At 52.6% G+C, this 22100-nt stretch carries 23 protein-coding genes; all 23 read left to right on the forward strand.

Translation table 11 applies throughout. The features are described 5' to 3' along the window. The first annotated feature begins 8 nt into the window (after positions 1–8). The 23 genes from fliG to flgA all read left to right on the forward strand — a co-directional run bounded on the left by fliG (position 9) and on the right by flgA (position 22021). Positions 9–977 (forward strand): flagellar motor switch protein FliG, encoded by a 969-nt coding sequence (fliG, locus tag ACHZBS_RS27605; protein WP_319409752.1) that lies wholly within the window; start codon positions 9–11, stop codon positions 975–977. 154 nt (positions 978–1131) lie between these two features. Further along, complete coding sequence (locus tag ACHZBS_RS27610) at positions 1132–1683, forward strand: FliH/SctL family protein (protein WP_319409753.1); 552 nt, start codon at positions 1132–1134, stop codon at positions 1681–1683. A 10-nt stretch (positions 1684–1693) separates the two neighbouring features. Then, positions 1694–3013, forward strand: coding sequence for a flagellar protein export ATPase FliI (fliI, locus tag ACHZBS_RS27615; protein ID WP_319409754.1), 1320 nt, complete (start codon positions 1694–1696; stop codon positions 3011–3013). Between the two features lie 309 nt (positions 3014–3322). After that, positions 3323–3784 carry a flagellar export protein FliJ gene (fliJ, locus tag ACHZBS_RS27620; RefSeq protein ID WP_319409755.1) on the forward strand — a complete coding sequence of 154 codons (462 nt, stop codon included), beginning with the start codon at positions 3323–3325 and terminating at the stop codon, positions 3782–3784. 113 nt (positions 3785–3897) lie between these two features. Continuing rightward, entirely contained in the window at positions 3898–5433 is a 1536-nt protein-coding gene (locus ACHZBS_RS27625) for a flagellar hook-length control protein FliK (protein ID WP_319409756.1), read from the forward strand. Positions 5434–5496: 63 nt separating this feature from the next. Then, complete coding sequence (locus ACHZBS_RS27630; RefSeq protein WP_319409757.1) at positions 5497–6159, forward strand: flagellar hook capping FlgD N-terminal domain-containing protein; 663 nt, start codon at positions 5497–5499, stop codon at positions 6157–6159. Positions 6160–6199: 40 nt separating this feature from the next. After that, positions 6200–7432, forward strand: coding sequence for a flagellar hook protein FlgE (locus tag ACHZBS_RS27635; RefSeq protein ID WP_319409758.1), 1233 nt, complete (start codon positions 6200–6202; stop codon positions 7430–7432). Between the two features lie 407 nt (positions 7433–7839). Further along, complete coding sequence (fliL, locus tag ACHZBS_RS27640; protein WP_319409759.1) at positions 7840–8298, forward strand: flagellar basal body-associated FliL family protein; 459 nt, start codon at positions 7840–7842, stop codon at positions 8296–8298. 9 nt (positions 8299–8307) lie between these two features. Continuing rightward, entirely contained in the window at positions 8308–9291 is a 984-nt protein-coding gene (gene fliM, locus ACHZBS_RS27645) for a flagellar motor switch protein FliM (protein WP_319409760.1), read from the forward strand. A gap of 3 nt (positions 9292–9294) precedes the next feature. Further along, a complete protein-coding gene (fliN, locus tag ACHZBS_RS27650; RefSeq protein WP_319409761.1) occupies positions 9295–9681 on the forward strand; it encodes a flagellar motor switch protein FliN in 387 nt (128 codons plus the stop codon). Then, positions 9678–10055, forward strand: coding sequence for a flagellar biosynthetic protein FliO (gene fliO, locus ACHZBS_RS27655; protein ID WP_319409762.1), 378 nt, complete (start codon positions 9678–9680; stop codon positions 10053–10055). The genes fliN and fliO overlap by 4 nt, the downstream gene beginning before the upstream one ends. After that, a complete protein-coding gene (fliP, locus tag ACHZBS_RS27660; protein ID WP_319409763.1) occupies positions 10052–10858 on the forward strand; it encodes a flagellar type III secretion system pore protein FliP in 807 nt (268 codons plus the stop codon). The genes fliO and fliP overlap by 4 nt, the downstream gene beginning before the upstream one ends. A 14-nt stretch (positions 10859–10872) precedes the next feature. Then, entirely contained in the window at positions 10873–11142 is a 270-nt protein-coding gene (fliQ, locus tag ACHZBS_RS27665) for a flagellar biosynthesis protein FliQ (RefSeq protein WP_319409764.1), read from the forward strand. Between the two features lie 15 nt (positions 11143–11157). Then, a complete protein-coding gene (gene fliR / locus ACHZBS_RS27670) occupies positions 11158–11946 on the forward strand; it encodes a flagellar biosynthetic protein FliR (protein ID WP_319409765.1) in 789 nt (262 codons plus the stop codon). Positions 11947–11949: 3 nt separating this feature from the next. After that, positions 11950–13017, forward strand: a complete 1068-nt coding sequence (gene flhB / locus ACHZBS_RS27675) for a flagellar biosynthesis protein FlhB (RefSeq protein WP_319409766.1) — start codon at positions 11950–11952, stop codon at positions 13015–13017. A 317-nt stretch (positions 13018–13334) separates the two neighbouring features. Continuing rightward, the gene (gene flhA, locus ACHZBS_RS27680; RefSeq protein WP_319409767.1) at positions 13335–15446 is read left to right on the forward strand and encodes a flagellar biosynthesis protein FlhA; all 2112 of its coding nucleotides are present in this window, start codon (positions 13335–13337) and stop codon (positions 15444–15446) included. Beyond that, entirely contained in the window at positions 15436–16836 is a 1401-nt protein-coding gene (locus tag ACHZBS_RS27685) for an Ada metal-binding domain-containing protein (protein ID WP_319409768.1), read from the forward strand. The genes flhA and ACHZBS_RS27685 overlap by 11 nt, the downstream gene beginning before the upstream one ends. An 18-nt stretch (positions 16837–16854) precedes the next feature. After that, the gene (locus ACHZBS_RS27690; RefSeq protein WP_319409769.1) at positions 16855–17742 is read left to right on the forward strand and encodes a MinD/ParA family protein; all 888 of its coding nucleotides are present in this window, start codon (positions 16855–16857) and stop codon (positions 17740–17742) included. A gap of 156 nt (positions 17743–17898) precedes the next feature. After that, entirely contained in the window at positions 17899–18657 is a 759-nt protein-coding gene (locus ACHZBS_RS27695) for a FliA/WhiG family RNA polymerase sigma factor (RefSeq protein WP_319409770.1), read from the forward strand. Between the two features lie 62 nt (positions 18658–18719). Continuing rightward, positions 18720–19172: a DUF6115 domain-containing protein gene (locus ACHZBS_RS27700; RefSeq protein ID WP_319409771.1), complete on the forward strand. Its 453-nt coding sequence runs from the start codon at positions 18720–18722 to the stop codon at positions 19170–19172. Positions 19173–19391: 219 nt separating this feature from the next. Further along, entirely contained in the window at positions 19392–20138 is a 747-nt protein-coding gene (flgF, locus tag ACHZBS_RS27705) for a flagellar basal-body rod protein FlgF (protein WP_319409772.1), read from the forward strand. Positions 20139–20222: 84 nt separating this feature from the next. Next, entirely contained in the window at positions 20223–21011 is a 789-nt protein-coding gene (flgG, locus tag ACHZBS_RS27710) for a flagellar basal-body rod protein FlgG (protein WP_319409773.1), read from the forward strand. 38 nt (positions 21012–21049) lie between these two features. After that, positions 21050–22021 (forward strand): flagellar basal body P-ring formation chaperone FlgA, encoded by a 972-nt coding sequence (flgA, locus tag ACHZBS_RS27715; protein WP_319409774.1) that lies wholly within the window; start codon positions 21050–21052, stop codon positions 22019–22021. The last annotated feature ends 79 nt before the right edge of the window (positions 22022–22100 follow it).

Here is a 22100-nt window from a genome sequence, read left to right on the forward strand (position 1 = left end):
TGTAAACCATGGACCCCAGAAATCTTATCGGATCGATAAAAGCGGCTATTCTTGTTCAGGCACTGGGATGGGATGTCATCTCACCGGTAATGGATCAACTCAGCAAAGCCGAACGGAATTTGATTTTCAAACTCCAGTCCAAGCTGGGGTCGATATCTCCGGCGCTGGTTGAAAGCGTTGCCAGGGAGTTTCTTGAAAAGGCACAACCACCCAAACAAATTGAAAACAAGGAGAAGAACGAGGGAGCCGACTCAGCCGCTGATGGTTTGGATGTGAAGCGGGAGAACAATCTTAAAGCCATCCAATCCATTGCACCGGATTTGTTGATTCAGCTGATTCAGAATGAACATCCGCAGACGATATCCTTGATCATCGCCCACCTGAAACCCCACATTGCCAGCGAGGTGATGGCGCTTCTGCCCGACGAATTGAAATCCGATGTCGCCTATCGCATAGCCAACCTGGATAAGGTGGCCTCCGGGATGTTGGAGGAGATCGACCGCACGTTTGAAGAAATCCTGTCCAACAAGGAAACCTCCTCCACTCAAAAAGCCGGTGGTGTGCCTCGTTTAGCTGAAATATTGAACATGATCGATGGAACGGCTGCGGAGCAGATAATCGAGGAGATCGAGGAGAACGATCCCGAACTGGCTGAAGAAATCCGGCAGAACATGTTCGTCTTCGACGACATCATTCTTGTGGATGACCGGGGGTTGCAGAAAGTACTGCGTTCCGTTGAATCGCAGGAACTGGCCGTTGCGCTCAAGGCCGCAACGAATGAAGTCAAAGAGAAAATTTTCCGGAACATGTCTGAACGGGCGGCTGAGATACTCAAAGAGGAAATGGAAGTGTCCGGTGCGGTCAGAATCAAGGATGTTACCGATGCGCAGCAAAAGATAACCAAAATCGTCCAAGATATGGAAAGAAAAGGCGAATTGGTTATCAGCGGGCGGGGAGGGGAGGAATTTGTTGGCTAATTTTCCTAAAGATAACCCGTTGTTTTCAGCCGAGTCATGTGCGCTCTATTATTTCCCGGAAATCCCCAGCAGCATGGAAAAAGGATGTACAACGGGATCTATCCACGGGCAATTTGTCGGTGGCGCCCATGACCGAAGTGGTGACAGTTCATCCATGAGTGCGCAGCCTCAGGAAAAAGAACAGATTCAGGAACTGATTGAAGAGGCTTTCAACAAAGGCATGGAGCAGGGTCGTGCCGAGACGATTGCTGCACACCAGAAAGAGGTCGAAAAAAGCGTTGCTGCGTTCAAGTCTGCGGTAAAAGAGATGGTCCGTATCCGACAGCTGGATGTTGACCGGATGGAAACGGAAACGGTTCGACTGGCGCTGGCCATCGCCAAGAAAGTTATCGGGCATGAAACCGAGCATGGCCCGGTCATTGGTCACGTGCTTAAATCGGCCATGAAAAAGGTGGTCGACCCCCGTCATCTGACGGTAAGGCTGAACCCCAAAGACATCGATACGGTCAACGGGTTTAAACAGGAATTGCTTCTGTCGGATGACTTTGGCGGAACTTTGCAACTCGAAGCGGATGAAACCATCCAGCCTGGCGGCTGCATTATCGAAACCAAACTCGGGGATGTGGACGCAAGAATCGATCAACAGGTCAGGATCATGGAAGAACTGCTGAACGACCATCTACCCAAGCATTCAACGGAAGGTTGAGTCCACCATCATGTTCCAGCCCCTTTCCATCGACAAATACACTGACATGATCGAGTCCGTAGTCCCCATCCGGGCCAATGGACGCGTCCAAAAGATCGTTGGACTGGTTATCGAAGCCAGCGGCCCGGCATCTCAGATCGGATGTGTATGCGATATCGCCACCGACGGAGGAACCGGCACGGTCAGTGCCGAGGTTTTGGGATTCAGGGAAGACTCGGTATTGCTGATGCCATTGGAAGATATTCGAACCATTGGCCCCGGGTGCAAGGTTGAGGCACGCAAAGAAAAGGCCCATGTGGGGGTGGGCAAGGCACTGCTTGGCAGGGTGATCGACGGGCTGGGCAACCCCATCGATGGGAAAGGGCCGATCAAGATTGACGATGAGTATCCCATATACGCCAATCCGGTTAACCCGCTGCTCAGAAACCGCATTCAGCAGCCCCTGGATCTGGGTATCCGTGCCATTAATGGTTTGCTGACTGTGGGCTGCGGCCAACGGATGGGGATTTTTGCTGGTTCCGGAGTCGGCAAAAGTGTCCTGCTGGGAATGATCGCCCGGCGAACCTCCGCGGATGTGAATGTCATCGCGCTGATCGGTGAGCGGGGCAGGGAACTCAACGAGTTTATCCAGAAGGATCTTGGGGAGGAAGGACTTAAAAAATCCGTTGTGGTTGTTGCCACGTCAGATCATTTGCCGTTGGTACGTCTGAGGGGGGGATTCATTGCCACCACCATCGCGGAGTATTTCCGTGACCAGGGCAATCACGTCAACCTGATGATGGATTCGGTTACCCGGCTGGCCATGGCTCAACGGGAAATCGGCCTGTCTCTGGGTGAACCCCCCACCACCAAAGGCTATACGCCGTCGGTATTTTCATTGCTTCCCAGATTGCTGGAACGGGCAGGCACGTCGTCCCATCGGGGCACCATTACCGGGCTTTATACCGTTCTGGTGGAAGGCGATGACATGAACGAGCCCATCGCCGATGCGGCGCGTTCCATTCTCGATGGCCACATCGTGCTCACCCGGGATCTGGCTAATCAGAACCACTATCCGGCGATCGACATTTTAAAAAGCATCAGCCGGGTAATGGAGGATATTACCGACCTCGATCACAAACACCATGCCGGCCGAATCAAGGAAGTTCTGGCCACTTACCGAAAGGCCGAAGACCTCATCAATATCGGCGCCTATGCAGCGGGCAGCAATCCCAAAATCGACTATGCGATCCAGATGATCGATCCCATCAATCGCTATCTTCGACAGGGCATTAACGAAGAAGTGACTTTTGAAGAGAGCACCGAAGCCTTGAAGTCCATGTTGGGATGATGACTTTTTTCCAGAAACGGAAAACAGGGATTCCAATCCATTTCCTTTAAGGTCGGGCCACAGGTATTTTTCTCATGACTTCAAACGAACGAAGCGACCGTGGATTCCGGGAAAAAAACTCCAGCAGCGGTAATTGTTGCCCACTCATCGTTGAAAGGAGAAAAAAACAAATGGGGAAAAACGGAAAAAGAAACGTAAAAACAGAGACATGAAAACTTATATAAAGCTGGCATAATGGTTGCTGTTAACAAAGTCAGACCGATCTCCCGTCCGACTATCACAGGGGCAAGCGCAGTCAGCAGGGTAACGATGTACACTTTCAAAATGCAAACGGTTCTCGATCATCGGCAGTTTATCGAAGACAACCTGAAAAAAGAACATGCCGAGATCCGTCAACAGGTAATGGCGGCCCAGCAACAAATGGAATCGTTGAAAAGAAAAGAAACCGACACCACCACCGCATTGAAACGGGAACAGGCAAAGGGCATATCCAGCGATCAAGTGGTAGCTTATCACACGTATCTCAAAAGGCTTTCCGATCGCCTTGCCAGGCAGATGACGGTAGTCAACGAGATCAAGGACCAGGAGTTGAAAAAACAGGATGAGTTGCTTGAAGCCATGAAGAAACGGCAGATTCTGGAAAAACTCAAGGATCAGGATCTCGAACGATATCGTCAGATGATGCTGAAAAAGGAAATGAACTTCATCGATGAAATTGCGGTCAATCAGTTTGTCAGAAAAACTATAGAAAAAAGTGGAGAGGGCCAATGATACCATTCGGAGGCTTCATGCAGTCCATCAACGGTTCAGCACCCGGGTTTGGAGACAAAACCACCAATACCGGCAAGGCCGTTCACGGACTGCCAAAAAATGAAGATGCCATTTTGCTTTCCGATGATGACGCCCGTTCTTTTCTGGAATGGGTGCAAAAGGCGACGAACAACACCGGCACAATGGCTACCGAAGGTGAAGGCGGTTTCAATTTTCAGCCTGACGACCTCGAGTCGGATCTGCCCGCCCTCGATCAGTTACAGGCCCTGATAGCCGACGCCATGGGGCAATCTTCGGCAGACCAGACAGTTTCCCACCCACTGGATCCCGAAAGTATCGACAATGGGCATGTTCAGTTTCCACAAGGGATCATTGCTGCCATCATCGCCTATAATGAGAGCAGATATTCTGCCGACAATCCCATACAGGAATCATTGATCGACGTTCCGGAGATGATGGTCGCCAAGGGAAACCCACCGGAAGGTGGACAAGCCAGACCCGGGCTTTCAGGTATTGCTACACAGACCGGTCAGACAGATGTGAGTCAGATCAAAGAAAATACCACGGCAACAGGGCAAACCCAAGCCGTTTCCAAAGACCAACTTTTTCAGACGGCTATCTCAGATTCACGCACCCCGACCGGGACAGCAAATGAGAGTCCGATTAAAGAAAATCCGCTCGATTCGGTGATGAAGGGAGACAAGCCAGAAGCAGGGGCTGAAAAGGGGAAAACACCTTTTTTGCTCAACCCCATTGTTGCTGACGGCGACGAAGGAAAAACCAACCTCAACCGAGTTATTCAGGAGCGTTTGCCATCCGGAATGGGAACCCCTGAAAAATCGATCAAACCCGCAACCGCCCAATCACAGAATATTATCGGCCAGACCAGGGATCCGGAATCCATGGCGGTGGCATTCACGGATCAAAAAACGGCTTCCTCCAATGAGGATATGGCCGATTCCCATGGCAAAGGCAAACACACCCTCAGCCCGCGAGCCGAGTTGGCGGATGTCAATGAAGAGGAATTGCAACAAGGTCAGTCATCGGATTCAGTGAAAAGCACCGTTCCCGAACAGAGCAAATCACACGCATCTTTTCAGGACACCGCTAAAGCACTGTCAGGGGATCAATCGACAAATATGGCGCTCAAGTCAACCACCGGTCAGGCCGCCGCATCGGCGAGGCCGGAAGAACCGGCGTCAAAATCGTTCCAGACCACGGTGATGGATCAAATCGTAGACAAAGCCGCCCTGCGTTCCATCCATGGCCGTTCCGAAATACAGATTCGACTGAAACCTGAATTCCTCGGCAATGTGCAAATGAATATCGCCGCGGACAAGGAACAACTGGTGGTGCGCATCATGACGGATCGGCCAATGGTCAAGGAGATCATTGAAACCCATCTGCACCATTTGAAAACGGAACTACAGAGCCAGGGATTGACCATCGACAAATTCGAGGTCATGGTTAATCCGGATGCGAATCAACAACACAGTCGCGAACAATTCGCCCAGATGTTTAAGCACCATTCATCTCAGAACGGTCAGCGGCAGTCGCCTGGAAAGGATCCGGAAGCGTTGAATCGGGCAGGCGGCAATGTCGTCGATGATGATCCGCCCAACCGTGATGGTGTCAATTATTTCGCCTGATTCACGTGCGGGTGACCATCACGACGACAATATTTTTCACGGAGGTGAAGGACAATGACGGTCATGAGTGTATCCGACGTCTACAGTCAAGCCAGCACTCCCCAAACGCAGGACAACAGCGTGATGGGGAAAAACGATTTTCTGACGTTGCTGGTGGCCCAACTGAAGAACCAGGACCCGTTGAACCCATCGGAGAGTACCGAGTTCACCGCGCAGCTGGCTCAGTTCAGTTCCCTTGAGCAGCTTCAGAACATAGACGCCACCCTGAGTGGATTCGAAGTCTATCAATCCACCTTAAACAACATTCAGTCTTCCGGATTCATCGGTAAAACGGTTACCGCTACCGGCAGCATGTTCGGCGTCAACAACGGAAACCCGGATCCGATCCGGTTCGATCTGGCTAACGACGCGGACAGCGTTTACATCCAGATCTATGACAATTACGGGGGATTCGTATCGGATATCCAGGCGGGATCCCGACAAGCGGGCGAACAGCAGGTGGCGTGGGATGGACGGGATTCAAATGGCGCGGCCGTTGCCGACGGCCCCTACACGTTTACCGTCATGGCCATGGATGCCGATGGCGCTATCGTCAGCTCCAACAGTTACACCACCGGTGTCGTCACCGGCGTCGATTATAAAACCGGCGCCACGAATCTATTGATCAATGAGCATGAAGTTCCGATTTCATCCGTGATCCGCATCGAGGAAACCGGGAACCTATAAAATAGTCAATAAGCAAAACCGTCAGAAAAGGAGAGCAACCATGATCGGTTCATTGTATTCAGGTATTTCAGGATTGAAGGCCAACACCAGCGCCATGGCGGTCATCGGCGACAACATCGCCAATGTCGATACCACTGGGTTCAAGGCATCACGCGTATCCTTTGCCAATATTTTCAGCGCATCCTTGAGCCAGACCAATCTTCAGATCGGGCGCGGCGTGACATTAAATGGGGTCAATCCCCAGTGGCAGGCGGGTTCCCTGGAAAACACCAATAGCGCCACGGATCTTTCCATCAACGGTTCAGGGCTTTTCATGGTTGACGACCCCACCAACGGAATCTCTTATTACACGCGAGCCGGGCAGTTCGAGTGGGATAAGGATGGGAACCTGGTCACCCCGGACGGTTTTATCGTCCAGGGTTACGCTCTCGATCCAACGACCGGGGCCGTCGGCAGTATTGGTGATGTCGTCCTGCCCAACGGTACCAGCGCACCCAATCCCACACAGAACATTTCTTTTGGAATGAACCTGAACAGCGACGCTGCTGTCGGGGATACGTTTACCAGCTCCATCACCACCTTCGACTCCCTTGGGTCGGAAGCGGTTCTGGATGTCGTTTTTGAGCGCACCCTTGCGGGGTGGGACTGGGATGTGAACGTGAGTCACGCCAACCCCCTCGCTGCGAGTGTATCCTCCGGGTCCATTGTATTTGACGCGAGCGGCAACCTGGACCCGGCCGCCAGCACACCTGCTGGTGCGAATCCCACCATCGTGTTGACCGGCATCGATCCGGCAACGTCGCCGATGACCATCACCTGGAACTATCTGGACGCTGCCGGCGCATCCGATGGCAGCGTTACCGGGTACAGCTCCGAATCCAGCAAGACCGCCCAGAGCCAGGACGGATATCCTTCCGGAAGCCTGCAATCGGTGGCTGTCGATGAAGACGGGTATTTTACCGGCATTTATTCCAACGGCTCGATGATCCCCTTTGCCCAACTCGCGCTGGCGGATTTTGCCAGCTATTCGGGCCTGGCCAAACAGGGCAGCAATCTGTATGCGGAGTCTCTGGCCTCCGGCCAGGCCCTGATCGGCCCCCCCAATTCGGCAGGGATGGGTTCCATCGCTCCCAGCACCCTGGAGATGTCCAACGTGGACCTGGGTACGGAATTTGTTGAGATGATCACCACCCAGCGGGCGTTTCAGGCCAATTCCAAAGTCATTACCACCAGTGATGAGATCCTGGCCGAGTTGCTGAATATCAAACGCTAACTTCTTAAAAAATAACCGGCTGTGAACAATAGACCTGGTCAACATTGTTCACAGCCGGAGGCCCTTTTTTTCACCGGAGTTGATTTCCCGCTTTCGGGCCGCCGGCCGCGTTCTGTCAACCCCTTGACTCTTTTCAGCGATTATTGACACTCCCGCGGACTATTACGATTGATTTTTAATCCCCCTCTTTATTTTCACGCCGGGATTTCGCCTCAACGTTAAGGACTTTTGAGTTTTTCCGCCCCATAAAACAGGTGTGAATGGCCCAAAGGACCCGGATTTCATTCCTCCGACCCATTCCTTAAAGTTCTGAAATTAAGTGGCATGCAACATGCTACTTCCCCTCTTTATTAACTTTTCATTCTGTATTTTCGAATTTTTTAAAACCATTCGGCGGAGGGTGACGAATGTCGAAAACAGTGTTGATCATCATTATTTCGGTAGCCGTTCTCTTTATGGGGATGGTAGGCGCAGGTTTTTTCATCCTTTGGAACAAGATTTCTCAGGTACCCCAGGACCCGGCGAAGGTTGCCGAGATGCCGGTTGAAGAAGAGGAGAATGTTATTGGCCCCCTGTATTCTCTGGATACCATGATCGTGAACCTGGCGGACCACGGAGGCAAGCGGTATCTTCGGGTCACCATGGCCCTTGAACTCAGCGATCCGGAGTCGGTGGCCACCATTGAAAGCCGGCTGCCCCAGGTGAGGGATGCCGTTTTGATGATCCTGCCCACCAAGACCTATGATGATGTCAGTACCACCGACGGGAAAATTGCCTTGCGGAACCAAGTGATGGAAAAAATCAACTCCCTGATGACCAAGGGCCGTGTAACCAACATTTACTTTACTGAGTTCGTCGTTCAATAGGAATCGATCATGGCCGACCAGATCCTGTCACAAGAGGAAATTGATGCCCTGCTTTCGGCAATGGACAGCGGAGAGATCGATGTCGTCGAGGAAAAGCAGGAAGTCGCCGTCCAGGTCCGCTCGTATGACCTGACCGCCCAGAATATCATGCAGCGCGGGCAGTTCGATGCGCTGGAAGAGGTTTACGACAAGTTCGTCAACCTGTTCCAGGGATCCCTGTCCAGCCTGTTTCAACGAACCATTACCGTCAAGGCCGTCTCACGGGAGACCGTCAAATTCGGGGAGTTCATCAAGGCTTTCTCCAATCCCACCGGGTTTATCATTTTCGGCATGGAACCGTTGATCGGTTCTGCGCTCCTGGCCTTTGAACCCAACCTGGTTTTCTCCCTGATTGACTGCATGTTCGGTGGCGAGGGAAAACCGATGGAAAAAATCCGTGAATTCACCATGATCGAACGGCGGATGCTCCAGCGGATCGCCATGGCCGTGTTAAAAGATCTGGAAACCGCATGGGAAGCCGCTTATCGCGTTCGTCTGGCCTTGCGGAAAATTGAGACCAAACCGGAGTTCGTTTATCTGGTCAACCCCAGCGATCAACTGGTCATCGTTGTCTTCGGGATCAGTACGGAAGGCTTTTCGGGTAATATCCACCTGTGTCTGCCATATCTGATGCTCGAACCCATCAAGGACCAGCTGAGTTCCAGCTATCTTCGGGAAAAAGACCGGGCCAGTTCCTTTGGCGACGAGATCCGCAAGCTGCTGGGACGCACCGAGGTGAATATCGTCGCGGAATTGGGAAAAACCGTCTATTCGGTGGAGGATATTCTAAATTTTGAAGTTGATGACATTCTTCGATTGAACACCGGCCCTCAGAACAACGTGGTCATTAACATTGAACGTGTTCCCAAATATTTAGGGATGCCCGGTGTCGTCAAAGGAAGCAAGGCCGTTCAAATTACCGAAGTGATCGATCAGGACCGGGGAAAGGGATAAACGATGGCAGAAAGAAAGAATCATCCACCGTCCGGAACAGCCAACGGGGGAAAACAAGCGGAGCAGCCATCAGGAACGGCTGGATCTTTTGAGATTTCCAACATCGGCGCCAGCGGGCATGCCGGCGGCACAGACAATCTGGACCTGTTGCTGGATATTCCCCTGGAAATCACCATCGAACTGGGGCGAACGAAAATGTTGATCAATGATCTACTCAAACTGGGCCAGGGGTCTGTCATCGAACTTCCCAAGGAGGCCGGCGACACGCTTGAAATTCTGGCCAACAACCGGTTGGTTGCCAAGGGTGATGTGGTGGTGGTGAATAAAAAATACGGCATTCGTCTTACCGAAGTGATCAGCCCCGTCGAACGGGTGGAGAAACTGGGATGAACGGGACACCGGACATGATTGCCGCCGGGTTGAAAATGATCGCCTCGCTCGGGGTGGTGCTGGCCATGATCCTTGCCCTTTTGTACGGGGTCAGGAAACTGACCAGCCAACGAACGGGCGCAGCCGGGGGGAAGCGAATACAGGTGCTGGAAAGCCATTACATGGGCGTCAAAAAAACCATTTCCCTGGTACGCGTACCGGGAAAGGTCTTGGTGTTGGGCATTTCCGGTGATCGCATCAATCTGCTGGACACCCTTGAGGAAGACATTGTCCAGCAGGAGATGCCGCCTGGCGAGTCGGGATCTTTCGGGCCGATGCTATCCGATCGATTAAAAAAAATAGGCAGCGGGTTCAAGCGAAAGGAAGACCTGTGAGAAACTTTGGCAATCGACGGCAGGTCTACAATAGCGATCGGAGAAAAAAAATAGCGATCCGGTTTGGCCTGTTGGTCATCCTGCTGATAGGTTTTGTCTCCATGGCAGGCAGCGCCTGGGGCCAGACGCCGGCACCGCTGATCAGCGTCGGTCTGGACCAGGAGGCAGATCAGGGGCAGGTGGCGGTGGTCATGCAGCTGTTCCTTCTCATGACGGTGCTCTCCCTGGCGCCATCGATCCTGATCATGCTTACTTCTTTTACGCGCATTGCGATTGTTTTCTCGCTGCTTCGCCAGGCCATGGGAACCAACCAGCTGCCGCCCAACCAGGTGGTGATCGGTCTGTCGCTTTTTCTGACTTTTTATGTGATGGCCCCGGTCTGGCAACAGGTGAATCAGGATGCCCTTCAACCGCTTATCGCCAAGGAGATCAATCAGACGCAGGCCCTGGAAAAGGCGTTGGGTCCCATCCGCAAATTCATGATTTCCCAGACCCGGGAAAAGGATCTGGCCCTGCTGGTTAACGTGGCCAAGATGCAGCGCCCGGCAAATATCGGCGAGGTACCCACCACCGTATTGATTCCTTCTTTTATTATCAGCGAGTTGAAGACCGCTTTTCAGATCGGATTCATGCTTTACGTCCCCTTTTTGATCATTGATATGGTGGTGGCCAGCGTTCTGCTGTCCATGGGAATGATGATGCTGCCGCCTATTATGGTTTCACTGCCTTTCAAACTGATGATTTTTGTGCTTGCCGATGGATGGCACCTGATCGTCGGATCCCTGGTAAAAAGTTTTGCCTGAAGGAGTGTTTTCCCATGACCCCTGAATTCATCACCGGTTTTTTTATGCAGGCCATCAAAACGGCCATTTTTCTTGCCACCCCCATGCTAGCGGTGGGCCTCATCGCCGGCGTGCTGGTGAGCATGTTCCAGGCGGCCACCCAGATCAATGAAATGACCCTGGTATTTGTACCCAAGATGTTGGGCGTCGCGCTGGCGCTGCTGTTTTTTTTCCCCTGGATGCTGAAGGTCATCATCGGCTATACCCAGAACCTGTTCATCAACCTGCCCATCTACATCCGATGACCACGGACAAAAACCATGGCGACGCTTAATATCCCCCTGGATGCATTTTACGGGGTGATGCTGATTTTTCTCAGGGTTGCCGCCATCGTTTTCAGTGCTCCGGTTCTGGATACCGCTACCATCCCGGTCGTCTTCAAAGCCGGGCTTGCCTTTGCAGTCAGTATACTGCTGCTCCCGGTGGTGGATGCGGTGGTTAGCGTGAGGGATCTGAGCCTGATGGCTTTTGTCATCGGCGTGTTTTCCGAAATCGCCATCGGCGTGACCATCGGGCTTTCGGTGAAGCTGCTGTTCACCGGCATTCAGCTGGCCGGGCAGATCGTCGGTTATCAGATGGGATTTGCCGTGGCCAATGTGATGGACCCCGCTACCAGCGCCCAGATTCCGATTTTGGCGCAGTTCTATAATTTGACGGCAATGCTTGTCTTTCTATCGATCAACGCCCACCATATGTTCTTTTCAGCGCTGGTGGACAGCTATACCATCCTTCCGCCCTTGTCTATCCATATCAGTCCGCAACTGGTAGGGATGATGATGCGGTTGGCCACGAACATGTTTGTCGTAGCCATTAAAGTGGGCGCCCCCCTGATCGCGGTCATGCTGATGGTCAGCGTCGCCCTTGGCCTGGTAGCCAGAACCGTTCCCCAGATTAATATTTTCATCGTGGCCATGCCGATGAAAATTGTCATCGGACTGGTTTTTATGGTGATCGTTACCCCGTATCTGACGGCTTACCTGATCGATCTGTTTTCGTCTTATCAGGTGACGCTGTTCGATCTGATACGGTTGATGGCAGCGGCCAGGTGATTCATGGCCGGTGAACAGAGTCAGGACAAAACCGAACAACCGACCGGCAAGAAGCTTTCGGATGCCCGCGAAAAGGGCAATGTGGCACAAAGCCGGGAGATTCCTTCCGTATTGATTCTCTCCGGAAGTATCGGCGTTCTTTTTTTTGCCGGCTCCTGGATGCTCGGGCGGCTGACCGAGATGATGCGTGTGATGTATCAACGGGCCGGCACCCTGTACATGATGCCCGAAACCATGCATACCCTGTTTTGGGAAGTCTTTCTCAATTGCGTCGTTGTCCTGATTCCCCTGATGCTGGTGGTCATGACCGCCGGTGTTTTTGGCAATGTCGCTCAGTTCGGGTTTCTTTTTACCGGTGAAAAACTGACGCCCAATCTGGCCAAGCTGAATCCCATCAGCGGGCTCAAAAAGCTGGTTTCCCTCCGGTCGCTGGTTGAACTGGCCAAATCCATCATCAAGCTCGTCATTATCAGTGTTGTCGCTTATTTCGTCATCCGTCGTTATCTGGATCAGATTCCCGGTTTGATGCAATTGAGCATTGGCAATATTATCCGCTTTATCGGTCAGGTGTCATTCCAGATCTGTTTTTATGCCTGCATGGTCCTTTTTCTCATGGCTGTTCTTGATTTTGCCTACACTCAATGGCAACACCGGCAGGATTTGAAAATGACCAAACAGGAGGTCAAGGATGAATATAAGCAACGGGAAGGTGATCCGTCCGTAAAGGCCAGGATCCGGTCCGTCCAGCGTGAAATGGCCAGACGGCGGATGATGGAGGCGGTGCCGGAAGCCACCGTAGTTATCACCAACCCCACCCATCTGGCCATCGCATTGAAATATGAAGAGGGGATGCATGCACCCACCGTCGTGGCCAAGGGCGCCGGTTTCATTGCCCAGAAAATTAAAGCCATGGCCATCGAAAATGACATCCCGCTGGTGGAGAATAAACCGCTGGCCAGAACCATGTTCAAATCCACGGAGATCGGTGATTTCATTCCTGCAGAACTGTACCGTGCCGTGGCGGAAATTCTTGCCTATGTCTTTCGCCTTAAAGGCTTGGTTAACGGCTGATCCGCCCTTGATGCCGGTTCACGGCGCCTGCCGGCGTCAAAATATAGACTCCGTTTCATCATCTCTCGACACCGCCGTCTTCCCGGGACAATAAATTGACGCTTCATGGAACCGCATGCCGGTTTTAATCTTCAATTCGAAGGCTGGATCGGTTCCCCAGAAAATTGAGAAGATAAAATTTATAATATAAACAAAATGTTCGATTCGAACGGGTCGTCGTACCAGCAGAAAGCCTCGATAGAAATGGAATAGGCATGGAATGTGCTAATTCCAAGGCATTGATACTTTCCAGTAATCAAGGAGCGCCAAACCGCATCATGGAACTTGCCGAACGCAAACAGTATTTAGACCGGTTCGCCTTTGTTGCCAATAACTCCGATGTCCTAATGGGGTTTGCCGCCATGTCCATTCTCATGGTCATGGTCATTCCCATTCCGGCGATGCTGCTAGACCTGTTTCTCTCCTTTAATATCACGTTGTCGCTGATCATTCTTCTGGTGGGCATGTACATCCTCAAGCCTCTGGATCTGTCTTCCTTCCCTTCGCTGCTGTTGCTGTCCACGCTGTTCCGCCTGTCCCTGAACGTAGCGTCCACGAGAATGATTCTCCTTCATGGAAACGAAGGAACGCAGGCTGCCGGGAAAGTGATCATGGCTTTCGGCAACTTTGTGGTTGGCGGCAACTACATTGTCGGATTTATCGTTTTTGTCATCCTGGTGGTGATCAACTTCATGGTGATCACCAAAGGTGCCGGCAGAATCGCCGAAGTAGCCGCCCGGTTTACCCTGGACGCCATGCCCGGCAAGCAGATGAGCATCGATGCCGACCTGAATGCCGGACTCATCGATGAAACCCAAGCCAGGGAGCGTCGCGGGCAGATCAGCCGTGAGGCGGAGTACTATGGCGCCATGGATGGTGCCAACAAGTTTGTGCGCGGCGATGCCATTGCCGGTATTATCATCACCTTTGTCAATATTTTGGCCGGTCTGGCCATTGGCGTCTTCCAAAAAGACATGAACTTCGTCGATGCCGCTCAGACCTACACCCTGCTGACCGTTGGCGACGGATTGGTAAGCCAGATCCCTGCGCTGATTATTTCCACCGCCGCAGGTATCGTGGTGAGCCGTGCCGGTGCCGAAAAAAATATGGGGCTTGAAATCGGAAGCCAGTTGCTGATTCAGCCCCGGGCTTTCGTTGTCGCTTCAGTTATTCTTTTTGGTTTCGGGCTGGTCCCCGGAATGCCGACCCTTCCGTTTTTAATTTTATCTGCGACGGCAGGAGTGGTGGCCTACCTTGTGTTTCAGACTCAGCGGGCCAAACGGGAAGATGCCCGGGAGCTCGCCCTGCAGCAGACAAAAAAGGACGAAGAGAGACCGCCGGAAGCCTTCAAACCCTTGCCTCCCATTGATGTGCTGGCCCTTGAGGTCGGTTATGGCCTGATCCCGCTGGTGGATGTGGAGCAGGATGGTGAACTGCTCGAACGTATCAAATCGATCCGGCGACAGATTGCCCAGGAGATCGGCATCGTGGTCCCGTCGATTCACATCCAGGACAACATGAAACTCAAACCGGGAGCCTATTCCATTTTATTGAAGGGTATCGAAGTCGCCAAAGGCGACATGATGATCAACCATCTCCTGGCCATGAATTCGGGCAACGCCGATGCGAAGATCAGCGGCATTGCCACACGGGAACCTACCTACGGACTGGAGGCCTTCTGGATCAAACCCGCGGCCCGTGAGGACGCCAATGCAAAAGGGTTTACGGTGGTGGATCTGGCCACGATCATGACGACGCATCTTTCGGATGTGATCCGCCGACATGCCCACGAGCTGGTGGGCCGGCAGGAAGTCCAGAAAATGCTTGACATCATCAAGGGCAGTCACCCCAAGGTGGTTGAGGAACTGGTCCCCAATCTCATGTCCCTGGGAGGGGTAGTCCGGGTGATCCAGAATCTTCTGCAGGAACAGGTGCCTGTGCGGGATCTGCTGACTATCCTGGAGACCCTTGCGGATTGGACCCCTGCCACCAAGAAACTGGAAATCCTGACCGAACATGTCCGTCAGGCACTGGCCCGTACCATTACCCGTTCCTATCAGGCGGACGATGGCAAGCTCCATGTGCTTACCTTGGATCAGCGCATCGAGAAAAAAGTGGCCGAGTCCCTTCAGCAGACCGATCAGGGGGCTTTTCTGGCCATCGACCCCGCTTTTGCAAAATCCATCATGGACGACCTGACCGTTAAGATGGAAGATTATAAATCATTGGGTGTTCAACCCCTGCTCGTCTGCTCAGCCCAGATCCGGAGCCATTTTAAAAAACTGGCTGACCGGTTTATTCCAGGCTTGGCAGTGCTTTCATACGATGAGATCGTCAGCAGTGCCAAGATTCAAATAGTGGGAACCGTGGAGGCCTCAGATGCAGATTAAGCGATTTGAAGCGGCCGATATGACCGAAGCCCTTCGCCTGGTTAAACATGAGTTTGGCGACAATGCCGTGATCCTGTCGGCAAAAGAAATTCGGGCGGGCGGTTTTTTCAGTGCGTTGAGGAAAAAAAGTGTCGAGATTACCGCTGCCACCGATTATCCGGTCGATGATGCCCGGGACAACCATGAATTTTCCGGACTGTTGTCCGAACATCTGAACAGCGAGGGGGAAACGGATCGCGTTTCCCTGTCGTCGTCACCTCAGACAATTATGCCGTTGAGCCTAAAAGATCGGCCCTTTTTGCATCAGCCGCCAGCCCCGAAAAAGAAGCATTCACCGCTGGATGGATGGGATTCCATACCAAAACAGGGATTTATTCCGGACGCGGTAAAATCTGACCTGGAGACCAAGGGCAATCCTATGGCAGATGAGGGTTCACGGTTAAAACGAATGTTGCACTCGGATAACAACCGTCTGATCGCCGAACCCTTTTACCGCGATTTGGCGGCACAGAAAGTCATTGCGCTGGCAGGGCCGTGCGGTGTGGGAAAAACGACCACGGTGGCCAAACTGGCCTGGCATTGCCGAGTGGTTGAAAAGAAACGGATTGGACTCATCAGCCTGGATCGATTCAGAATCGGTGCAAACGGCATGCTGGCACGTGTTGCGCAAATCATGAACCTGCCGCTCATCATCATCCACGACGCCGAGCAATTGCAGTCGGCCTTAACCGATCTTATGGATGTCGATGTGGTGTTGATCGATACCCCGGGAATGAACAGCACGGACCCATCCATGATGGATGACATCTGCGCATTGCTCCGATCCGCCAAACCGGATGAGATCCATCTGGTGGTCAGTGCCACCGTCCGGGACGACGTGTTTGAGGCCACTGTCAACTCCTTTTCACCTTTGGGGGTGAATCGTTTACTGTTGACCCATATGGATGAGCATATCAATGGGGGAGTCGTTTTGGATCTGTTGAAGAAAAGCGGACTACCGTCATCCTTCTTTGGTGATGGGGTGGATCTGTTCGATGGATTGCAGGAATCGACGGCCGATAGGCTGGGCGGGTTTCCCCCGAATCGTAAACCCGTGGGGGGACGGGTGACCGTTTTTTCCGGGAAACGGGAACAGATAAAAACCGGTTCTGTTGGCAGTGATGACAACAGCGATTCAGTCCACTATGTGGCCAACTGCAATTCCGAACTTTTTCACCACCCCACCTGCAAGTCGGTCAAACGGATCAACGCCGAGAATATTACTGCGTTCAACAGCATTGAACAAGCCATGGACGAAGGATTCAAACCGTGCCGGGCATGCTGCGATATCAGCATGATCAGAAAATCGGTGAATGGCTCTTTTGGTTTTCAGCGTGCGAGTGCCTTATAATCGGGGAGACAGACCGTAATGCCAAATTTTGAGAAGACCGGACAGATCATCAGCCTGAACCAGATGAGAAGACAGAGGCATTCGATGATGAAAAAGGGTGAAGCGCAGCCGTCACAGGCCAGGGTTATTGCCATTACCAGCGGGAAAGGCGGCGTTGGAAAAACCAATATCGTCGCCAATTTAGGCTACACCCTGTGCAAGGCGGGCAAAAGGGTGCTCATCTTCGATGCGGACCTGGGCCTCGGAAATCTGGATGTGCTGTTGGGACTGACGCCCCAATACAATCTTTCCCACGTGGTCGAAGGCAGGAAAAAATTGTCGGAAATCATCGTCAGTGGACCGGGGAATTTAAAGATACTGCCCGCTTCGTCTGGAATTCAGGAACTGACCAAGTTGACATCTGCTCAGAAAATAGGGATATTTAATGAACTCAATACCCTGTTGTCCGACTATGACATCGTGCTGATCGATACGGCCGCCGGCATCTCCTCCAACGTACTCTATTTCAATGCGTCGGCCAATGAGATCATGGTGGTCGTCACCCCCGAACCGACGTCCATTACCGATGCCTATGCATTGATGAAAATCCTTTCGGTCAAATACCAGGAGAAGCATTTCCGGCTGATCGTCAATCTGGCAAAAAATGCAAGAGAAGCCGAAGAGGTGAGCCGGCAGCTCTGTCTGGTGGCCAATCGTTTTCTGGATGTCTCGATCGAATATTTCGGGAATGTCCTGGCAGACGACAAGGTGAAAGACGGTGTCCGCAAACAGAAAGTCGTCAGTGAATTGGCCCCCATGACCCAGGCGAGTCGAAACTTCGCCGAATTGGCCCATAAACTGGTCAGATCTCAGCCGATGATTCCCTGCCTGGAGAATCGGCCTCTGATCTGGCGGGATATCGTGTAAACCATGCGGACATCAACAAATCAATGTCTCGATAATAGTGTAACTATCATAATCGAACCTGCCTGAACGGCGTAGCGGAGATCGGCCTTTCCCGGCAATGGAAGGGTGGATGGACAAAAAGCAGAACGGAAGAATTCCTAAACCTGGAGCAAAGACATGGACCTGGCGCAATCGCGAGAAGAAAATTTCGGTAAAGACAGCCATTTGCTGCGAAATCAGATTATCAACGAATACCTTCCTTATGTGAAGCGCATCGTGAACCGGATCGCGGTTCATTTGCCGGCCACCATCGAGGTGGATGATCTGATCAATGTGGGAATCATCGGATTGATTCAGGCCATTGAACGTTACGACCCCTCCCGGGACAATAAATTTATCACCTTCGCCGTATTTCGTATCAAGGGCGCCGTGTTGAGTGAACTGCGGTCACGCGATTTTCTGGGCCGTACCACACGAAGGAAGATCCGCGATCTGGAAAAGGCCTATCTGAAGTTGGAGCAGAAGTTGGGTCGGGAAGTCGCCGACCAGGAGGTGGCCGACGAGATGAACATGGACCTGGAACAGTTTTATAAGGTCAAGCGGATGTCCAGCATTTCCTTCGTCAGCTTCGAAGAGGTCGGGCAAGGATCGCGAAACGATGCTTCGACGATTTCCAGTTCTCTGGCTTATGGCGATGCTGATGACGCGCTGTCCATGACCACCATGAAAGAGATCAAGTCTACCATCGCCAAGAATATCGACATGCTTCCGGAAAAGGAAAAGCTCGTCGTATCCCTTTATTATTCCGATGAATTAACGATGAAGGAGATCGGTAAGGTCATGGATATTACCGAATCCCGTGTTTCGCAGATCCACGCACAGGCCATCATTCATCTGAGAAGCAAACTGCGCCGGGATGGATTGCTTGAGGATTGATCGAAACCGCACGCATCGATCGGCATGCGAGACCGTGTCGACAAGAAGAAAAAGAGGTGAACATGTTACATGCCAGCTATGAAATCTGGGGCGTCGTTGTTATCGTACTGCTGATCGGATTCTGGATCCTGAAACGGGGGCTTGCCCGGAAAAGCCCTGAACAGGGGAACGGATCGAACAGCGCATTGTTTAATTCCTCAAGCCGGGATCACGATATCGAACATCGGGCGCTCATGTTCCTGATGGCCCAGAAAACTGATTCCCTACTGGCTGCACTGGCTCGCACCCTCGAGCAGGAACGACAAAAACTGGGCGGGGTTGTCAGAAAACCGTCGATGACCGATGCCATTGATGCATTGCAGGCCGAAGCGAACCCTGCCTCGACCCATCATCATTCGTCCTACGACCAGATTCTGCCCATGGCCCACGACGGGATTGCCGTCGCGAATATCGCCCGCCAGTTGCAATTGCCCGAAGCGGAAGTCTCCTTGGTCATGCGTCTGAATGCTGCATAACCGCGGAACTGGCGTTGCTTTTGAAAAAAAGGAAAAAAAGACCGGTAAGGCATTTGTTGCCTACCGGTTTTTTATTTTTCAGCCGGTCAACCCTATTCTACAATCGCCTGATCGGCCTGAAATAGAGCCCATTCGGAAAGTTCAGGTTGTGGCACATAGTTTGCGTAATACTGTCTCAGACATGGACAAACCCAATACAACCTATCAGGAGTCAACGCCATGAGTGGTGGAATGTACCTTGCCGCAGCCGGCGCTCTGGTTCAGCAATTGCGACTGGAGGTGCTCGCCAACAATGTGGCCAACATCAGTACCATCGGCTATAAAGGCGATCAATCCATCTTCAGGATCCCGGAAGAGATCGAATCCCAGACATTTCAGACATCTATAGAAGGGATTCAATCGTTATCACCCTATGCACCGCCTTTTTCCACCGTCATCGATTTCAGTCAGGGGGCGATTCGACAGACCGGCAACCCCTTGGATGTGGCCATTAACGGAGATGGCTTTTTCTCCATCCAGACGCCCGACGGTGTCCAATATACGCGTCAGGGAAGCTTTTCGCTGAATGCCGATGGGGTGCTGGTCACATCGGACGGCTATCCGGTGATGGGCGAAGGCGGTGAAATTTCCCTTGAGGAAGGGACCGTTGAAATCGACATGGAGGGGGGCGTGTACGTGGACGGGGACGAAGTCGGACGACTCCAAATAACCGATTTTTCCAATACCGAAACGCTGAAAAAAGCCGGCAACGGTCGATTTGTCGGATCGGATGCTTCAATTTCGGGAAAGCGCCCGGAGAACACCTCTTTGAGCCAGGGTTATCTGGAAACCGGAAACGTCAACCCCGTACGGGCCATGACCGAGATGATTGAAACATCGCGGGCCTTTGAAGCCTATCAAAAGGTGATCCAAAGTGCTGACGAAGCCACATCCAAGAGCATTAATGATGTGGGCAAAGGCATATAAATAATGAACTGACACGGCACCGGTGGACGATCGAGTCTCCACCACAGGGTCCATGCCAATGGTGAAACGCTACAGGAGGAAACCATGATCAGAAGTCTATGGTCCGCAGCCACAGGAATGCAGGCTCAGACATTGAACATCGATGTGATTTCAAACAACCTGGCCAATGTCGGCACCTCCGGATTCAAGAAAAGCCGGGCCGATTTCCAGGATCTGCTTTACCAGACGCTCCGATCGCCGGGGGTGTCATCTTCTGCAGATACCCAGGTACCCACCGGAATCCAGGTGGGCCACGGCGTACGCCCCGCCGCCACCCAGAAGATGTTCACCCAGGGAGAATTCAACCACACCCAGAATCAATTGGACATGGCCATCGAAGGTGGCGGCTTTTTTCAGGTGATCCAGCCCAACGGAGAAATCGGGTATTCCCGGGCGGGCACATTCAAGCTGGACAGCGACGGCCGGTTGGTAACATCGGACGGGTTTCCCATGGAACCGGAAATCACCATTCCGACGGATGCGATTTCCGTTTCCATCGGGACTGACGGTACGGTATCGGTCCTGTTGGCAGGAGAAAATCAACCATCGGAAATCGGCAATATTGAACTGGCCAACTTTGTGAATCCGGCGGGGTTGAGGAGTATCGGCAGGAATCTTTACATCCCGTCCGCTTCCTCGGGAGATGCCACCACAGGGACACCGGGTGAGGACAGCTACGGCACCATTGCGCAAGGGTATTTGGAAATGTCCAACGTGAGCGTGGTAGATGAGATGGTCAACATGATCGTGGCCCAACGAGCCTATGAAACCAACAGCAAGACCATTCAGGCCTCCGATGACATGCTTCAGACCGCAACCAACCTGAGAAGGTAGCTTCGATGATGACACACCGAAGTCAACGATCCGACAATATGAGAAAACTAGGTGTATGCCTTATTTTCATGGTTGCCGTGTGTCTGCTTTCACCGCCAGCTTTTTCATCGGACGGCACCTGCCTCGCCCTCAACGCGGCGGTCCTGGTCGAGCAGGATTCGGTTCGCCTGTCGGACATCGCCACGTTGACCGGCACTTCAAACGGCCGGTTGGAGACGTTGGGGGCAATCGTTGTGGCCAGGGCCCCCCAGCCCGGTCAGACCCGGTTCGTGAGTATCGACTATATTCGCATCCGTCTCAAACAAGCCGGTATAGACACGACATCGATTCTTTTTAAAGGCCCCCAGGATGTGAGGATTACCCGTCAGGCAGCCACGTTGCCCACCCAACGTATCCAGCGTGCGGTCGAAATGGCGATCCGCAGCCGGATGCCGTGGAAAAACGAAGATGTGACCATCAGCGACATCAACTTGGATGAAACCCTTCAGCTGCCTGTGGGGAAACTGACCTACCAGATCCTGCCGTCTCGCAACGAAGATTATCTGGGCCAGACGATTTTGGCGCTGCATCTTTTTGTAGACGGGGAACCGGTGCGTAAGGTCTGGGTGAATGCGACCATTTCCGTCATGGCGGATGTGGTCACGGTGGTCCGGCCCCTGGGAAAGTATGCGGTTATCGAACTGGCTGATCTGTCTCTCGAACGCCGCGACCTGTCGGGTCTGTCCTCGGATACCGTCAGCCGTATCGAAGATGTCCTGGGAAATCGAACCACGCGGATGATCTATCCCCAAACCGTGCTTCAAGCGAACATGGTTGCCTCACCGCCTCTGGTCAGAAGGGGCGACATCGTAAAGATTGTCGCCAATACCGGCCCAATGATCATTACCGCCACCGGAGTGGTCAAACAACAGGGGTGCAAAGGGGAGATGGTAAGGGTGATGAATACGGATTCCAATCGCATCATCACCGCCCGGGTGACCGGACCGGGTGCGGTAGCAGTGGACTTTTAGCGGGCGTTATTCAGAAATGGCATTTTGCGGCCCAGCCCGGCCTGCAGTTACGAAAACGCTGCGGCCGTGGTCTGAACCC

It is taken from the genome of uncultured Desulfosarcina sp. (assembly GCF_963664155.2).
Lineage (GTDB): Bacteria > Desulfobacterota > Desulfobacteria > Desulfobacterales > Desulfosarcinaceae > Desulfosarcina.

What these genes read in the sequence shown, in the direction of transcription:
- fliG (WP_319409752.1), top strand. Translation starts at nt 9, where the DNA reads ATGGACCCCAGAAATCTTATCGGATCGATAAAAGCGGCTATTCTTGTT.
- ACHZBS_RS27610 (WP_319409753.1), top strand. Translation starts at nt 1,132, where the DNA reads ATGAGTGCGCAGCCTCAGGAAAAAGAACAGATTCAGGAACTGATTGAA.
- fliI (WP_319409754.1), top strand. Translation starts at nt 1,694, where the DNA reads ATGTTCCAGCCCCTTTCCATCGACAAATACACTGACATGATCGAGTCC.
- fliJ (WP_319409755.1), top strand. Translation starts at nt 3,323, where the DNA reads ATGTACACTTTCAAAATGCAAACGGTTCTCGATCATCGGCAGTTTATC.
- ACHZBS_RS27630 (WP_319409757.1), top strand. Translation starts at nt 5,497, where the DNA reads ATGAGTGTATCCGACGTCTACAGTCAAGCCAGCACTCCCCAAACGCAG.
- ACHZBS_RS27635 (WP_319409758.1), top strand. Translation starts at nt 6,200, where the DNA reads ATGATCGGTTCATTGTATTCAGGTATTTCAGGATTGAAGGCCAACACC.
- fliL (WP_319409759.1), top strand. Translation starts at nt 7,840, where the DNA reads ATGTCGAAAACAGTGTTGATCATCATTATTTCGGTAGCCGTTCTCTTT.
- fliM (WP_319409760.1), top strand. Translation starts at nt 8,308, where the DNA reads ATGGCCGACCAGATCCTGTCACAAGAGGAAATTGATGCCCTGCTTTCG.
- fliN (WP_319409761.1), top strand. Translation starts at nt 9,295, where the DNA reads ATGGCAGAAAGAAAGAATCATCCACCGTCCGGAACAGCCAACGGGGGA.
- fliO (WP_319409762.1), top strand. Translation starts at nt 9,678, where the DNA reads ATGAACGGGACACCGGACATGATTGCCGCCGGGTTGAAAATGATCGCC.
- fliQ (WP_319409764.1), top strand. Translation starts at nt 10,873, where the DNA reads ATGACCCCTGAATTCATCACCGGTTTTTTTATGCAGGCCATCAAAACG.
- fliR (WP_319409765.1), top strand. Translation starts at nt 11,158, where the DNA reads ATGGCGACGCTTAATATCCCCCTGGATGCATTTTACGGGGTGATGCTG.
- flhB (WP_319409766.1), top strand. Translation starts at nt 11,950, where the DNA reads ATGGCCGGTGAACAGAGTCAGGACAAAACCGAACAACCGACCGGCAAG.
- flhA (WP_319409767.1), top strand. Translation starts at nt 13,335, where the DNA reads ATGGAACTTGCCGAACGCAAACAGTATTTAGACCGGTTCGCCTTTGTT.
- ACHZBS_RS27685 (WP_319409768.1), top strand. Translation starts at nt 15,436, where the DNA reads ATGCAGATTAAGCGATTTGAAGCGGCCGATATGACCGAAGCCCTTCGC.
- ACHZBS_RS27690 (WP_319409769.1), top strand. Translation starts at nt 16,855, where the DNA reads ATGCCAAATTTTGAGAAGACCGGACAGATCATCAGCCTGAACCAGATG.
- ACHZBS_RS27695 (WP_319409770.1), top strand. Translation starts at nt 17,899, where the DNA reads ATGGACCTGGCGCAATCGCGAGAAGAAAATTTCGGTAAAGACAGCCAT.
- ACHZBS_RS27700 (WP_319409771.1), top strand. Translation starts at nt 18,720, where the DNA reads ATGTTACATGCCAGCTATGAAATCTGGGGCGTCGTTGTTATCGTACTG.
- flgF (WP_319409772.1), top strand. Translation starts at nt 19,392, where the DNA reads ATGAGTGGTGGAATGTACCTTGCCGCAGCCGGCGCTCTGGTTCAGCAA.
- flgG (WP_319409773.1), top strand. Translation starts at nt 20,223, where the DNA reads ATGATCAGAAGTCTATGGTCCGCAGCCACAGGAATGCAGGCTCAGACA.
- flgA (WP_319409774.1), top strand. Translation starts at nt 21,050, where the DNA reads ATGAGAAAACTAGGTGTATGCCTTATTTTCATGGTTGCCGTGTGTCTG.